Source organism: Vagococcus sp. AM17-17 (genome assembly GCF_003471765.1).
Classification (GTDB): domain Bacteria; phylum Bacillota; class Bacilli; order Lactobacillales; family Vagococcaceae; genus Vagococcus; species Vagococcus teuberi.
Window position 1 is genome coordinate 92,372 of the sequence record NZ_QRJY01000004.1, and the last position, 14,814, is coordinate 107,185.

The window sequence follows — 14,814 nt, forward strand, 5'->3', positions numbered from 1 at the left end:
AAAAATGAGAAGAGGAGTGTGTTGTATGGCATTAGATTGGAATAATTTAGGGTTCGATTATATCAAAACACCATTTAGATATATTTCATATTGGAAAGACGGCGAGTGGTCTAAGGGAGAGTTAACTGAGGATAATATGTTACATATTAGTGAAGGCTCAACCGCACTTCATTATGGACAACAGTGTTTTGAAGGATTAAAAGCTTATCGTTGTAAAGACAGCTCAATTAATTTATTCAGAGTAGATGAGAATGCCAAACGAATGCAGGTTAGTGCAAGACGTTTGATGATGCCTGAAGTACCAGAAGAGATGTTTATCGATGCTGTAAAACAAGTAGTGAAAGCTAATGAAGAGTTTTGTCCACCATATGATAGTGGAGCGACACTTTATTTGCGACCATTATTAATTGGGACAGGTGATTATATTGGCGTGGGCCCTGCACCTGAGTATTTGTTCACGGTATTTTGTATGCCAGTAGGACCTTACTTTAAGGGAGGACTAAAACCGACAAACTTTATCATTTCTGATTATGATAGAGCGGCACCTCAAGGGACAGGGGCAGTAAAAGTTGGGGGAAATTACGCAGCGAGTTTATACCCAGGGAAAATCGCAAAAGAGCGAAACTTTTCAGATTGTATTTATCTTGATCCAGCAACGCATACAAAAATCGAAGAAGTTGGTTCAGCAAACTTCTTTGGTATAACAAAAGATGATGAGTTTGTCACACCATACTCTCCATCTATCTTACCAAGTATTACAAAGTATTCTTTATTGTACCTTGCAAAAGAAAGATTGGGTTTAAAGACGAGTGAGGGAGATGTATATCTCAAAGATTTAGATAACTTTAAAGAAGCAGGAGCTTGTGGAACAGCAGCAGTTATCTCACCAATAGGCGGTATACAAGTTGGAGATGACTTCCATGTGTTTTATTCTGAAACAGAAGTTGGTCCAGTAACTAAAAAGTTATATGATGAATTAGTAGGAATCCAATTTGGAGATATTGACGCACCAGAAGGATGGATTACAAAAGTATAATTAGAAAAAGATTAAAAAATAGTGTTGACATCATGAGTTAAATCATGTAAATTTATAACCATAGATAAATAACGTTCTGTTGATTAGGAAAGTATACTTTGATGCTTTTTAGAGAGACTCTGGTTGGTGAAAAGAGTTAAGTTCAGATAAGTAGAAAATGGCCTATGAGGAAAGGATATCGATAAGTAGGTATTCTCGGAGATTGTTTCACCGTTAAAAGAAACGCCGATAGATTTTTTGTCGGGCTAAGGGAAGAATAAATTCTTCTAAACTAAGGTGGTAACACGATAACTCGTCCTTTTACATAGTTCACTATGTAAAGGGGCTTTTTTATTTTTATAGACATACGATGATATGGTAAGTAGGTTGATTTTTATTTTTTACAGAGAACCTCGATTAGCTGAGAAGAGGAAAAATGATGTAACTGAAAATGGCCATTGAGTAATTTGGATTCGAGCAAAACATTGTAAGAATGCAACGAGCGCAACCGTTAACTTGCTAGAGTATGATAGTACTTGATAAGGATTAATTTGTGAGAATTAGTCAAATTAGAGGTGGTAACACGCACAAGCGTCCTCAAGAAAACAAATGACAGGGTTTGTTTTCTTGAGGATGTTTTTTTATAAATGAATTTGGAGGAAATAAAATGATTGAGTTGAAAGATATATCAGTAACATTCCATCAACCAGACAGACAAATTAATGCTGTCAAAGATGTTAATCTAACTATAGATAAAGGCGATATCTATGGCATTGTCGGTTTTTCTGGTGCAGGAAAAAGTACGTTAGTGAGAGTGATTAATTTATTACAACGACCGACATCAGGTGAGGTCATTATAAAAGGAGAAAATATCACGAATTTAAAGGGAAAAGATTTAAGAAGGAAGAGACAGTCCATTGGGATGATTTTCCAACATTTTAATCTAATGGCAAGTCGTACTATTTTTGATAATGTTGATTTTTCGCTAAAGTATTCAGGAAAATCAAAACAAGAGAGAAAAGAAAAAGTAACAGAATTATTAGAATTAGTTGGTTTATCTGATAAACATGACGCGTATCCAAGCCAATTGTCAGGAGGTCAAAAACAACGTGTTGCTATTGCAAGAGCTTTAGTAAATGACCCAGAAATTCTTTTATGTGATGAAGCAACAAGTGCTCTTGATCCAAAAACAACATTACAGATTTTATCCCTATTAAAAGAATTGAATAAACGGTTAAATTTAACCATTGTACTTATTACCCACGAAATGCAAGTGGTTAAAGAAATATGTAATAAAGTCGCAGTAATGGAAAATGGCGAGATTGTTGAAAAAGGAGACAGTGTCACGTTATTCAGCCAAGCGGAAAAAGAATTGACTCAGACATTTATTCGAACAGCTTCACATATTGATCAAGCCCTAGAAACGATATTGAATAGTAAATCATTTATTGATTCATCCAACGATGTTTGGCTAATTGAATTATCTTATATAGGAAGTCAAACCAATGAAGCATTAATTTCACAACTGTACAGTCGTTTCCAAGTATCAGCCAATATTCTTTATGGAAATGTTGAAATTATTCAAGATGTTCCATTGGGAAGCTTAGTGGTCAGTTTGTCAGGTGACATTGATAAACGACAAGAAGCAGTAGCGTATCTTATTGCTGAAGGCGTGAAAATTACAATAGTTAAAGCAGATGAGCCAGTTGAAGTGGAAGGAGTGAATCATTATGCAAGGGTTAATTGAAAAGTATCTACCAAATGTGAGTCAAATTCCAGATGAATTTAAGCAAGCGACTATAGAAACATTATACATGTCGTTTTGGACAGCCATTATTGCGGGAATATTTGGTTTGGTATTTGGTGTTGTTTTAGTCGTCACTCGACCAGGTGGATTATTAGAACAAAAATATTTGTATCACCTATTAGATAAAATTGTGAATGTGGTTCGTTCTATACCATTTATCATCTTACTGGCTTTATTAAATGTTGTGACACGTGTCATTGCAGGAACAACAATTGGCGCAACAGCAGCACTTGTACCACTTGTTGCAGGAGTTGTCCCATTTTTTGCAAGACAGATTGAAGTCGCGTTACTCGAAGTTGACCCGGGAGTTATTGAGGCGGCTGAAGCAATGGGAACAAGTCCTTTAGGAATTATTTTTAGAGTGTATTTAAAAGAAGGCTTACCAGGCATTGTCAGAGTTTCAGCTCTCACGATCATCAATGTGATTGGGTTAACAGCGATGGCGGGAGCAGTTGGGGCTGGAGGGTTAGGAAATCTAGCCATATCAAGAGGTCATAATAGATTTCAAAGTGATGTCACTTGGGCATCATTGATTATTATTTTATTAATTGTATTTATTTGTCAGGGAATTAGTAACTTTATCATAAAAAAAATAAGCCATTAACAATCAAAAGGAGAATGAAATATGAAAAAATTTGTCGGATATATCGTAGCAGTTGCAGTATTATTAGTTATTACAGGGTGTGGTTCAGGGAATAAAGGGGCAACATCTAAGTCAACAGACGGAAAAGAAGAGACAGTGAAATTAGGTGTTGTCGGATCAGACACAGATGTTTGGGATAATGTACAAAAGAGATTAAAAGATGAAGGCATTAATTTAGAATATGTAAAATTTACTGATTACAGTCAACCAAACGTCGCTTTAGATAGTGGTGATATTGATTTAAACTCATTCCAACATCAAATCTTTTTAGATAACTTTAATAAAGAACATGGGACAGATTTAGTATCAATTGGTAATACAGTGAATGCACCTTTAGGAATCTATTCAGAAAAAATTAAAGATGTTAAAGAACTAAAAGATGGAGATACAATCTCTATTCCAAATGATGTAACAAATGGGGGACGTGCGTTATTACTTCTTCAAACAGCAGGGTTAATCAAAGTTGATCCAGCCAAAAAACAATCACCAACAGTGAGTGATATTACAGAGAATAAATTGAATTTAAAAATTGAAGAATTAGATGCTTCTCAAACACCTCGTTCTTTACAAGATGTTGCAGCAGCTATTATCAATAGTGGTGTGGCAGTAGATGCTGGGTACAATCCAACGAAAGATGCGATATTCTTAGAACCAGTAGACGATACATCAAAACCATATGTCAATATTATTGTGGCAAGAAAAGAAGACGAAGATAATGAAACATACCAAAAAATAGTAGATGCTTATCAAACAGAAGATACGAAAAAAGTGATTGAAGAAACATCTAAAGGCTCAAGTATTCCAGCTTGGGATACATTTGGTAAAAAATAAAGATACTTAAAGGAGAAAAGGACTATGACAAGAGCAGAACAATCAGCAATTATAAAAAATTATATTAAAAAACAATTACCTATATATAAAGATCTAGCATTAGACATACACGCTCATCCGGAAGTCAGTAACTATGAAGTTTACTCATCAGATGTATTAATCAATCAATTAAAAAAAGAAGGATTTGATGTAACAAAAGATGTGGCAGGACATCATACGGGATTTGATGCACGTTATAAATCTAAAAAAGATGGTCCAACATTAGCATTTTTAGCAGAGTACGATGCTTTACCTGGTATTGGTCATGCTTGTGGGCACAATCTATTTGGAAATTATTCCGCGCTAGCTGCTAGTGCGTTAAAACAAGTGGTAGATGAAGTTGGTGGAGAAATAAGAGTATATGGAACACCTGGTGAAGAAGGTGGGGAAAATGGGTCAGCTAAAGGTAGTTTTGTAAGGGAAGGATTTTTTGATGATGTTGATGCAGCTCTTTGTGTTCATCCAGCGCATAAATATGGAAAAACAGCATTAGGATTAGCCAACGATCCAGTAGATGTTGAGTTTTTCGGGATTGCCTCACATGCTGCAGCTGCTCCTGATAAAGGGGTGAATGCATTAGAAGCCTTAATTCAAGTATTTAATGGTATCAATGCATTAAGACTTCATTTACCAAAGGATGTGAACATCCATGGTATTATCACAAATGGTGGCGTGGCTGCAAATGTTGTACCAGAGTATGCTTCGGGTCGATTTTACTTAAGAGCTTCTAACAGAGCCACTTTAGACGATGTTTACAAAAAAGTTGAGAATGTGATTAAGGGTGCAGCACTTGCAACAGGTACTGATTATAAATTTGGTTTGTTTCAAAATGGGGTAGATGACATCATTGTGACACCAGCATTTGATGAGGTATTTGTTAGTCATTTTGAAAAAATTGGTATTCCAGAAGAAGAAGTATATAGTGGTGAAAGGCAGAATCTTGGTTCTTCAGATGTTGGGAATGTGAGCCAAGTTATTCCAACGATTCAACCAACTGTCTCTATATCTAATGAATACATTGCAGGTCACTCTGAAGAATTTAGAGAAGCAGCTAAAAGTGAAAAGGGATTAGATTCTATAGGAATTGCAGCAGAGTTATTAGCTGAAACAGCACTGGATTTATTATTAGATGAAGAGTTACTAAATAAAATAAAAGAAGAACACAAAGAACAAAAAATAAAAGGGAACTAAAGAGTTAATTTACAAACAATTTACAAAGTTACGATAGAGACTTTACACTAGCGTTGTATAGTAAGAGTGTAGTAATTGTCACTAAAGATGGTGTTATTACAATCGGCTTATAATTGGTATGTTAATAGTTAAATGACTTGTCAAGGAAATAGAACAACCTGACTTCTTTAACTATAGAAAACACTATCCCCTAGTTGTTTTTTGTTAATTTTCTTCTAATCAACAAGTCGACAAAAAACTGGATGATGAAAATCATTCAGTTTTTTGAGTTATTAAGGACTATTAAGGACTATTAAGGTATAATTGAACTATTGAATCAATTAGGAGGTCATAAAGATGAAAATAGGATATCATGGTCACTCGGTAATTAGTATAGAAACAAATGACGGCACGCGATTAATAGTTGATCCATTTATCACTGGAAATGATTTGACAGATTTAGTACTAGATGACGTAGAAGTAGATTATATTTTTATAACTCATGGTCATGCAGATCACATAGGTGATATGGTATATTTAGCTAAAAAAACGAAAGCCCAAGTTGTGGCAATTCCTGAAGTATGTCATTTTGCGACGAGTCAGGGAATAGAAAATGTACACAACATGAATATCGGTGGAAGTTTTAACTTTCCATTTGGGCAAGTAAAAATGGTATTTGCACAACATAGTTCTGGCTATGAGTTTAATGGTGAGATGATTTATATGGGTGAGCCTGCCGGATTTGTATTTGAGATTGATGGCACAACGATCTATCATGCTGGAGATACGGCCTTTTATAGTGATTTATCATTGTTAGCTGATGATTTTCAAATCGATGTAGCGTTTTTACCGATTGGTGGCAACTTTACGATGGGAATAAAAGATGCAGTGAAGGCAGCTAAAATAATCAATGCCAATGTTAATATCCCAATTCATTACAATACGTTTCCAGTTATAGAACAAGACCCAAAATACTTTGTTAATTCGTTACCTAAAGATAAGGGAAAAGTGCTTCAACCAGGAGAATTTATTGAATATTAAAAACGATATTAGAACAGTTTTCTATAAAGCTGTTCTTTTTTAGTACTGTAAATGTAACTTTTTTTACGAAACATAAATAACGAAAACTTTCCCGTTGCATTGTGGACAAAAAAAGTCTATAATAGCCAAATGTAAGAAATGAGAGGAAGTGATATACCTTGAAGCTAACCAATGCAACGGAACAAGCTTTGGCGATTATGGCATTATTGTCAACTCAGGAAAAAGATGTTCCTGTGTCATCAATAGCAATTTATCAGAAATTATCTGTTTCTTCTTCATATATTAGAAAGCTACTAAGAAAACTCGTGGTATCGAATATAATAGAAGGTGTTTCTGGCAATAACGGTGGATTTTATATAAAAAAAGATTTATCAGAAATTACGTTATTAAATATTGTCGAAGCAATAGAAGAGCCATTTCATTCATTTCCCAAGATAGGTGTTTTGGAGAGAGCGTTCAGTGATTTTACTGAAATAGCTCAAACAGGTGATAAACAGATAGCAGATTGTTTTGCAAAAGCAGATAGAAAATGGAATGAAGAATTAGGAAGAATAACAGTCAAAGATATATTATCTGATGTATTTCGAGAATATGGCGAAATACCACATCGAAATTGGAATGATTTTATAGAGGATGAGGGGTCAGTTCAATGTTAAATAGAATAAAAAATGTATGGGATTTATTTGTACTAGATTGGAAAAGGATTTTTCATAACAAGCTGACGTTTGTTTTGATAATTGCATTAATGATTATCCCATCGCTATATGCATGGTTTAACATTGCAGCTTTATGGGATCCTTATTCAAATACTGGTGGTATCAAAATTGGTATCTATTCAGACGATCAAACGGTTGATTTGAAAGGTAAAAAAATAAATATTGGTGAAGAGATAGTTGAAAATTTAAAAGATAATAAAACAATTGGATGGCAATTTGTGTCATCAAAGCAAGAGCTTGATGATAAAGTGAAAACTGGTAAGTATTATGCAGGAATTTATTTACCGAAGAACTTCACTGAAAATTTATTAAGTTTTACAAAAGGTGAAATTGATTATCCTGAGATCGAGTATCAAGTGAACCAAAAAATTAATGCCATTGCACCAAAAATTTCTGATAAAGGTGCAGGAACCATTCAAGATACAATTTCAAAAGAGTTTATTGAAACAGCGAGTAAAACATTGCTAGAAGTATTTAATGAAATTGGATTTAATCTTGATGCAAACTTGCCTTCTATTAGAAAAATTACATCTAAAATTTTAACGGTGGATGAAAATATTGATGAAATTGATGGCTATACAAAAGAAGTGCTACAACTACAAGCTAAAATGCCAGAATTTAAACGAAAACTTGATATGGCAAATGAGTTTGTTGATTATATTCCTGAATTAAATAAAACAACGGACAAAGTGGTGGCATTAAATGGTAAATTACCAGAAATTGCACAGTATGGGCAACTTGTTTATGACGTTCAAGGAAATATTCCAAAAATAAAAAATGCCGGAACTCAGTTAAACAAAGCTGACAATGATATGGATAAAATTGTGAAGATGATGGATGATGCCATTAATGAAGCAACAAAAGGGCTAGAAGTGATTGCTACAGCACAAAAAGTATTGCCAGACGTGACGGAGTTGATTAACACAGCTGATGGTATGATTCCAGATTTACAAAAACAATTGACTGAAATTGCTGAAGTATTACCAACTGTAACAGAAGGATTGACACAAGGATTGGAAGTGTTAGATACCCTATCTAAAGTATCAGCTAAATTAGCAGCTGATATTGCTGCGTTAGATACTGCAACACACACAGCGCAAATTCATGATCAACTTGTAAAGTTGGATAAACAATTAAGCACACAACTACAAATTATTCAGTCATTAAAAGAGACATTGACTCAATTATCAACCTTACCAAATGCACCTGATTTTTCTAATGCATTGGCGCAATTAGCTGATTTAGAAAATCATGTGAGTCACGCTCAATCAAACGTTCAATCTATTTTAGATAATTGGGAAAGCTACGCAGACGCACCAGCTAAATTACAAGCAAAACTAACTGAAATCAGCAATACATTAAATCAGATTGTTGTATCAATTAACCCGCAAGAAATTGAAGCACAAGTTGATCAAACATTAAAAAATGTTCAACACATGTTAACATCCGCTGGGAATATTACTGGTACAATTATTGATAACAATACAATGAAAACGTTGGATAGTTTATTAACAAATACAACAGGTATTATTAATGAAGCGATAGGATTCTTAAAAGATTATCAAAAAGAGATGCCAGCGATTCGAGATGAAATTCATACAGCTAATGTGATGTTAAATGGCAATATGAATTTAATTATTAATGGTATTAACCAAGGGGCGGATTTCTTTAGAAACGATTTTCCCGTTGTACAAAGTAAAATGAACAAGGCAACATTATTTATTAAAAATGACTTACCAGGTATTGAAGACGACGTAAAAGAAGCGATGGCTAAGGCAAATGAAAAAGCACCTAAGTTAGAGACAGCATTAAATGCAGCTGAAGTCATGATTAAAGAAGATTGGCCAAATATTAAAGAAGGCGTTCAAAAAGCAGCCAATGCCATCAGAAAAGGTGAAAAAGACATTGATTTAGATGAAGCATTGAAGTATCTAAAAGGTGATGCCAATGCCGAAAGTAAATTTATTTCAAGTCCTGTTAAACTAAAAACAAAAGATGTATACCCTGTTCCTAATTATGGTTCAGCGAGTACACCATTCTATACAGCTCTTTGTTTATGGGTTGGGGCAGTATTATTCTCAAGTATTGCATCAACTAAATTCCATTTAGAAGAAGAACAAGTTGGAAAATATTCAAAACGTCAACAGTTCTTAGCTCGTATGGGAACATTCCTTGTAGTTGGATTCTTCCAAGCATTGATTGTAACAGTTGGGAACCAATTACTTTTAGGAACATACACAAAAAATCCAGTTTGGAATGTGATATTTGCTTTAATTATTGATTTGGCCTTTATGATGATGGTGTATGTGCTAGTTGCTTTATTTGATAATCTTGGTAAAGGAATTGCCATTATTATCTTGGTTCTTTCTATTTCAGCAGGTGGAGGAAACTTCCCAATTGAAATGTCCGGTCCATTCTTTAGAGCAATTAATCCTTATATTCCATTTACATATGCTGTGAATTTACTAAGAGAGTCTGTGGGAGGTATCTACTGGCCATCAGCACTCACAGCTATTACTATATTAGTAAGTATTACTATTGGCTTTTTCGTAGCCGGATATATTTTATATCCTCGTGCTGAAAAACTATTTAAAAAAGTTGGAGATAACCTTAAAGAAGGACGAATTCTTCATTAACATTAAATTATATAAAAAAGAATCTAGAATAACTCTAGGTTCTTTTTTGTTATAAATAAAACAATAATGTATTTAAGAAAAGGTTAACAAAGCATAAAATGTGGGTATTTATCAATAAATTAAATAACAATAAAAAGTAATTTGCAACAAATTAATAGTAGCAGTATACTAAACAAGAAAAAATAAGGATTGCCGTAATGACAATCAAAAAAGGGGAAAGAAAGATGAGTAAAGTTGCAGTAGTTACAGGTGCAGGTCAAGGGATTGGTTTTGCCATTGCAAAACGATTATATGAGGATGGCTTTAAAGTAGGGATTATCGATTATAACGAAGAGATGGCACAACAAGCGGTTGAAAAACTAGGTGAAAACGCGTTTGCTACTACAGCAGATGTATCAGATAGAGAACAAGTAATCTCAGCTGTTAACGCGATTGTTGAAAAATTTGGTGACTTACATGTTATGGTAAACAATGCAGGTATCGCACCAACAACACCAATCGAAACAATTACTCCAGAACTTTTCAAAAAAGTCTATGACATTAATGTTGGTGGAGTTTTATGGGGAACTCAAATCGCAACAGAAGTGTTCCGTAAATTTGGTCATGGTGGTAAAGTAATTAACGCAACGTCTCAAGCTGGTGTTGTAGGAAACCCTAATTTAATGCTTTATAGTTCATCAAAATTTGCGGTTCGCGGAATGACTCAAATCGCGGCACGTGATTTAGCTGAAGAAGGAATCACAGTAAATGCTTATGCACCAGGGATTGTTAAAACACCTATGATGTATGACATTGCTCATCAAGTTGGTAAAAATGCAGGAAAAGATGATGAATGGGGAATGCAAACTTTTGCTAAAGACATTGCAATGAAACGTTTATCTGAACCAGAAGAAGTAGCAAGTGTGGTATCATTCCTTGCAGGACCAGACTCAAATTACATTACTGGTCAAACAATTATTGTAGATGGTGGAATGCAATTCCATTAATAGTTACTTATAAATTAAACTCTCTTAGAAGAAATGCTGAGGGAGTTTTTTATTGCAAAAAAAGAGTGCTGATTAGATAGTCAACACTCTTTTATCTATTAATTTTCAATTTTATGGATATCAATAATTGAACCAGTATGAGCATCTGCTGTAAATTCATATTGGACAAGTTGTCCTTCTTCAATACGAGAAATACCACCTGTATAGACATCTGTTTTAATAGCAAACTTATCTAAAGGTTCTTTTTTAAAGTGAATCCAAGATCCTTCAATTGGTCCATCTTGTAGAAAATCAGATTTTACTTGTTCTAAGATATCATCTGCTGAAAGCACTTTGTTGTCGTTGTACCATTTTGTGACTAAAGCACCAGCAACGGCACCTAATGCTAAACCAATACCTAAACCAGTTGTTAAGCCATAATGATAAACTTCTTTTGTTTTTTGTTTTTTATGAAACATGTCGTTACCTCCTATGGTAATACTGATGTTCTTATTGTAGCATAAATGAATCAAATAGGAAGAAAAAAAGAAGCAAGAATTAAGTGATAGGTTTTTGCGTATGCGGTCATTATGTTATAATTAAGTGAAGAAGAAAGAGAGGTGAACTACTAATTATTTAATTAGTAGATAATCATGGATGATAAATTATTTAATCGTATAAAAACATTAACGGAAATTCAAAGTGTCAGTGGTCTTGAAGATAACATGCGACGTGTTATGGCTAAAGAGATGACACCTTTTGTTGATAAAGTGGAATATGATGGATTAGGTGGTGTGTTTGGTATTCGTAAAAACAAATCAAACGAAGCACCCCGTATCATGTTAGCGTCTCACATGGATGAAGTTGGTTTTATGGTGAGTCAAATTTTAGAAAATGGGTTATTTAGAGTCGTTCCTTTAGGTGGATGGAATCCTTACACTGTATCGGCACAACGTTTTACTTTACAAACAAAAAAAGGTGACTACCCAATTATTTCGACATCAGTTCCACCTCATTTATTAAGAGGAGCAAATAAGCAAAAGGGAATAGATGTTGCGGATATTTTATTTGATGCAGGATTTGTATCAAAAGAAGAAGCAGAAGAATTTGGCGTACGTCCAGGAGACGGGATTGTTCCTCAAGCTGAAACAATTAAAACAGCAAACGGTAAACGACTCATTTCAAAAGCGTGGGATAATCGCTATGGTTGTACACTGGTGTTAGATGTTTTAGAAGAATTATATGGTCAAGAATTACCAAATACCTTAATTGCAGGAGCAAACGTGCAAGAAGAAGTTGGGTTACGTGGAGCAAAAGTATCGACTCACAAATTTAACCCTGATTTATTCTTTGCAGTGGATTGTTCACCAGCTGATGATATGTCAGGTAAAAAAGATGCAAACGGTCAATTAGATGAAGGATTCTTATTAAGAATATTTGATCCAGGAATGATTATGTTAGGTCGTATGCGTGAATACATCCTTGAATTAGCAGAAGATAATAACATTCCATATCAATACTTTGTTTCAAAAGGTGGAACAGACGCAGGTGCAGCACACTTAGTCAATGACGGGGTTCCAAGTGCGGTAATTGGTGTGCCAGGTCGTTATATCCATACTCATCAAACAATGTTTAGTATCAAAGACTATGAAGCTGCAAGAGAAATGGTCTTGAAATTAATCACAACATTAGATAAAACAGAAGTTGATACAATAATATACGGAAAGTAGTGAAGATATGTTAATCCCAACAACGTATGAAGAATTAGCTAAACCACTTGAAGAAGGAAAAACCATGCTATTTTTTACAGCTGATTGGTGTGGTGATTGTGTCTTTATTAAACCAGACATGCCAGAAATTGAAGCAAGTTTTCCTGAATACACGTTCGTTCAAGTGGATAGAGATGTGTTTATCGATATTTGCCAAAAATGGGGAATATTAGGTATTCCAAGTTTTGTGGCAATCGAAGACGGTAAAGAACTAGGTCGTTTTGTTAGCAAAAACCGTAAAACGAAAGAAGAAATTATGACGTTTATCAGTGAATTATAAAAGGAGGAGATAGTATGTTAGAAGCACAAGAATATCGTTCAATTTTAGTCGGAACAGATGGTAGTGAACAAGCGCAACAAGCGTTTGAAAAAGCTGTATCCGTGGCAAAACGAAACAATGCAGAAATTGTCGTTGCTCACATTATTGAAAATAAATTATATGGTGGAACGATGGCATTCTCTACTTTTTCTCCAGATATTGTCCAAGAAGAAACAAATCAAGCCAAAGAGTTGCTTGAAAGCTATAAAAAAATAGCCAAAGATTTAGGGTATAATCGTGTGAAAGTAACATTAGAATTTGGGTCTCCTAAAGTCATGATGGCGACAGAATTACCAGAGAAATACAACACAGATTTAATTATGGTTGGGCAGTCAGGACTTAACGCAGTGGAACGATTGGTTATGGGAAGTGTGAGTGATCATATCATTCGTACAGCACCGTGTGATGTGTTAGTTGTTCGACCAGAATAAAAACGAAATGAATGGTGAGGAAAAAATTAATGATTGTTAGTTATAATTTAAAAGCTGTAGGTGATACATTAATCATTGTGACAGCTCAAGGGAAAAATAAAGAGGTTTCAGTTATTAAACAAGGAAACGTTGCTTGTATAGTCGACAAAGAAACAGAACAAATTCTTGGATGGAATATTTTTGAAGCATCACATCATATTACAAATTTAAATGGAAATGGCCAAATCGAGTTATCACCATCACAAATTACTGAACTGAACTTGGCATTAAAAGAGGCGGGATTTGCTCATGAGTTTGAAGTAGATAATTCGCCAAAATTTGTTGTAGGATATGTTCACACATGTACACCACATGAAGATTCTGACCACTTAACAGTCAATGATATTGAAGTTGATAATGGTGAGCATTTACAAATTGTATGTGGTGCACCAAATATTAAAGCTGGCTTAAAAGTAGTTGTAGCAAAAGTTGGTGCCATGATGCCAGAAGGATTAATTATTTGGCCAGGAGAATTACGAGGTGTGGAAAGTTTTGGTATGGTATGTTCAGCAAAAGAATTACATTTACCAGATGCGCCTAAAGAAAAAGGAATTTTAGAATTAGATGATAGCTATGAAGTAGGGGAACGTTTTAATTTACCTCAATAGTTAATTGTTTGTAAAATTTTGAGTTAATAATTGTTGTTTGAATTAGTATGAGTTAAAATAACACATGAGACATATTAAAGGGGGGAATTGCAATGAGTTTTATTGATGAAACAGTCCAATTTGATTTTGGGGATAATAATAAACGTGAAGTAAGTGAAACGTTAGCGATTGTCTATATGGCATTGAAAGAAAAAGGTTATAACCCAATCAATCAAATTGTTGGTTACTTATTATCAGGAGACCCAGCCTATATTCCACGTTATCAGGATGCTCGTAATTTAATTCGTCGTCATGAAAGAGACGAAATTATGGAAGAATTGGTAAAAAACTATTTAGTGCATAATGGAATCAATCTATTATGAGAAAAATGGGATTAGATGTAGGATCTAGAACTGTTGGTGTTGCAGTAAGTGACCTATTAGGTTGGACAGCCCAAGGGTTAGAAATTATAAAAATTAATGAAGATGAAGGCGAATTTGGGATTGAGCGTGTTGCGGAGTTAGTCAAACAATATGAAGTCGAGGAATTTGTTGTTGGCTTACCTAAAAACATGAACAATACCATTGGACCAAGAGCAGAAGCAGCGATGGCTTATGGTGATTTATTAAAAGAAACCTTTAATTTACCAGTCGTTTATCAAGACGAGCGATTGTCAACAGTCGCAGCTGAGAGAATGCTAGTCGAACAAGCCAATACGTCTCGAGCGAAACGTAAAAAAGTGATTGATAAATTAGCTGCTGTGATGATTCTTCAAAATTATTTGGATAAAAAGGTTTAATAGCCTT

16 protein-coding genes and 2 other annotated features are annotated in these 14,814 nt (G+C 34.4%); of the genes, 15 read left to right on the forward strand and 1 reads right to left on the reverse strand.

All coding sequences use genetic code 11. From position 1 onward, the window contains the following. The first annotated feature begins 25 nt into the window (after positions 1-25). The 9 genes from DW196_RS07260 (at position 26) to DW196_RS07300 (ending at position 10,884) form a co-directional block, all read left to right on the forward strand. Entirely contained in the window at positions 26-1,036 is a 1,011-nt protein-coding gene (locus DW196_RS07260; RefSeq protein WP_118250789.1) for a branched-chain amino acid aminotransferase, read from the forward strand. 70 nt (positions 1,037-1,106) lie between these two features. After that, positions 1,107-1,339 (forward strand) — a binding site (T-box leader). Positions 1,340-1,376: 37 nt separating this feature from the next. Further along, positions 1,377-1,617: a binding site (T-box leader), on the forward strand. A 65-nt stretch (positions 1,618-1,682) separates the two neighbouring features. Then, a complete protein-coding gene (locus DW196_RS07265) occupies positions 1,683-2,762 on the forward strand; it encodes a methionine ABC transporter ATP-binding protein (RefSeq protein WP_071456325.1) in 1,080 nt (359 codons plus the stop codon). Further along, positions 2,746-3,426 (forward strand): methionine ABC transporter permease, encoded by a 681-nt coding sequence (locus DW196_RS07270; protein ID WP_071456326.1) that lies wholly within the window; start codon positions 2,746-2,748, stop codon positions 3,424-3,426. The genes DW196_RS07265 and DW196_RS07270 overlap by 17 nt, the downstream gene beginning before the upstream one ends. 21 nt (positions 3,427-3,447) lie before the next feature. Then, entirely contained in the window at positions 3,448-4,296 is an 849-nt protein-coding gene (locus DW196_RS07275; protein WP_118250790.1) for a MetQ/NlpA family ABC transporter substrate-binding protein, read from the forward strand. A 24-nt stretch (positions 4,297-4,320) separates the two neighbouring features. Next, a complete protein-coding gene (locus DW196_RS07280; protein ID WP_118250791.1) occupies positions 4,321-5,526 on the forward strand; it encodes a M20 family metallopeptidase in 1,206 nt (401 codons plus the stop codon). A gap of 336 nt (positions 5,527-5,862) precedes the next feature. Then, positions 5,863-6,546: a metal-dependent hydrolase gene (locus tag DW196_RS07285; RefSeq protein ID WP_118250792.1), complete on the forward strand. Its 684-nt coding sequence runs from the start codon at positions 5,863-5,865 to the stop codon at positions 6,544-6,546. A 158-nt stretch (positions 6,547-6,704) separates the two neighbouring features. Beyond that, positions 6,705-7,202 (forward strand): Rrf2 family transcriptional regulator, encoded by a 498-nt coding sequence (locus tag DW196_RS07290; RefSeq protein WP_071456335.1) that lies wholly within the window; start codon positions 6,705-6,707, stop codon positions 7,200-7,202. Continuing rightward, complete coding sequence (locus DW196_RS07295; protein WP_118250793.1) at positions 7,196-9,898, forward strand: YhgE/Pip domain-containing protein; 2,703 nt, start codon at positions 7,196-7,198, stop codon at positions 9,896-9,898. The genes DW196_RS07290 and DW196_RS07295 overlap by 7 nt, the downstream gene beginning before the upstream one ends. A 224-nt stretch (positions 9,899-10,122) precedes the next feature. After that, complete coding sequence (locus DW196_RS07300; protein ID WP_118250794.1) at positions 10,123-10,884, forward strand: (S)-acetoin forming diacetyl reductase; 762 nt, start codon at positions 10,123-10,125, stop codon at positions 10,882-10,884. Between the two features lie 98 nt (positions 10,885-10,982). Here DW196_RS07300 and DW196_RS07305 read toward each other — a convergent pair whose 3' ends face one another. Then, complete coding sequence (locus DW196_RS07305) at positions 10,983-11,342, reverse strand: PepSY domain-containing protein (protein ID WP_071456338.1); 360 nt, start codon at positions 11,340-11,342, stop codon at positions 10,983-10,985. A gap of 174 nt (positions 11,343-11,516) precedes the next feature. Here DW196_RS07305 and pepA point away from each other — a divergent pair, with 174 nt between their 5' ends. The 6 genes from pepA to ruvX all read left to right on the forward strand — a co-directional run bounded on the left by pepA (position 11,517) and on the right by ruvX (position 14,807). Further along, positions 11,517-12,593: a glutamyl aminopeptidase gene (gene pepA, locus DW196_RS07310; RefSeq protein WP_118250795.1), complete on the forward strand. Its 1,077-nt coding sequence runs from the start codon at positions 11,517-11,519 to the stop codon at positions 12,591-12,593. A gap of 7 nt (positions 12,594-12,600) precedes the next feature. Next, positions 12,601-12,912 carry a thioredoxin family protein gene (locus DW196_RS07315; RefSeq protein WP_071456340.1) on the forward strand — a complete coding sequence of 104 codons (312 nt, stop codon included), beginning with the start codon at positions 12,601-12,603 and terminating at the stop codon, positions 12,910-12,912. 14 nt (positions 12,913-12,926) lie between these two features. Continuing rightward, the gene (locus DW196_RS07320; protein ID WP_118250796.1) at positions 12,927-13,382 is read left to right on the forward strand and encodes a universal stress protein; all 456 of its coding nucleotides are present in this window, start codon (positions 12,927-12,929) and stop codon (positions 13,380-13,382) included. 29 nt (positions 13,383-13,411) lie between these two features. Continuing rightward, positions 13,412-14,029 (forward strand): YtpR family tRNA-binding protein, encoded by a 618-nt coding sequence (gene ytpR, locus DW196_RS07325; protein WP_118250797.1) that lies wholly within the window; start codon positions 13,412-13,414, stop codon positions 14,027-14,029. 92 nt (positions 14,030-14,121) lie between these two features. Then, positions 14,122-14,391 (forward strand): IreB family regulatory phosphoprotein, encoded by a 270-nt coding sequence (locus DW196_RS07330; protein ID WP_071456343.1) that lies wholly within the window; start codon positions 14,122-14,124, stop codon positions 14,389-14,391. Continuing rightward, positions 14,388-14,807, forward strand: a complete 420-nt coding sequence (gene ruvX, locus DW196_RS07335) for a Holliday junction resolvase RuvX (protein WP_079347260.1) — start codon at positions 14,388-14,390, stop codon at positions 14,805-14,807. Before DW196_RS07330 ends, ruvX begins: the two co-directional genes overlap by 4 nt. The last annotated feature ends 7 nt before the right edge of the window (positions 14,808-14,814 follow it).

Bases quoted from the DNA above. Each gene is read 5' to 3' on its own strand.
- DW196_RS07285 (WP_118250792.1), top strand. From the start codon at position 5,863: ATGAAAATAGGATATCATGGTCACTCGGTAATTAGTATAGAAACAAAT.
- DW196_RS07320 (WP_118250796.1), top strand. From the start codon at position 12,927: ATGTTAGAAGCACAAGAATATCGTTCAATTTTAGTCGGAACAGATGGT.
- DW196_RS07265 (WP_071456325.1), top strand. From the start codon at position 1,683: ATGATTGAGTTGAAAGATATATCAGTAACATTCCATCAACCAGACAGA.
- DW196_RS07315 (WP_071456340.1), top strand. From the start codon at position 12,601: ATGTTAATCCCAACAACGTATGAAGAATTAGCTAAACCACTTGAAGAA.
- DW196_RS07305 (WP_071456338.1), bottom strand. From the start codon at position 11,342: ATGTTTCATAAAAAACAAAAAACAAAAGAAGTTTATCATTATGGCTTA.
- DW196_RS07295 (WP_118250793.1), top strand. From the start codon at position 7,196: ATGTTAAATAGAATAAAAAATGTATGGGATTTATTTGTACTAGATTGG.
- DW196_RS07260 (WP_118250789.1), top strand. From the start codon at position 26: ATGGCATTAGATTGGAATAATTTAGGGTTCGATTATATCAAAACACCA.
- ytpR (WP_118250797.1), top strand. From the start codon at position 13,412: ATGATTGTTAGTTATAATTTAAAAGCTGTAGGTGATACATTAATCATT.
- DW196_RS07280 (WP_118250791.1), top strand. From the start codon at position 4,321: ATGACAAGAGCAGAACAATCAGCAATTATAAAAAATTATATTAAAAAA.
- DW196_RS07330 (WP_071456343.1), top strand. From the start codon at position 14,122: ATGAGTTTTATTGATGAAACAGTCCAATTTGATTTTGGGGATAATAAT.
- DW196_RS07275 (WP_118250790.1), top strand. From the start codon at position 3,448: ATGAAAAAATTTGTCGGATATATCGTAGCAGTTGCAGTATTATTAGTT.
- pepA (WP_118250795.1), top strand. From the start codon at position 11,517: ATGGATGATAAATTATTTAATCGTATAAAAACATTAACGGAAATTCAA.
- DW196_RS07300 (WP_118250794.1), top strand. From the start codon at position 10,123: ATGAGTAAAGTTGCAGTAGTTACAGGTGCAGGTCAAGGGATTGGTTTT.
- ruvX (WP_079347260.1), top strand. From the start codon at position 14,388: ATGAGAAAAATGGGATTAGATGTAGGATCTAGAACTGTTGGTGTTGCA.
- DW196_RS07270 (WP_071456326.1), top strand. From the start codon at position 2,746: ATGCAAGGGTTAATTGAAAAGTATCTACCAAATGTGAGTCAAATTCCA.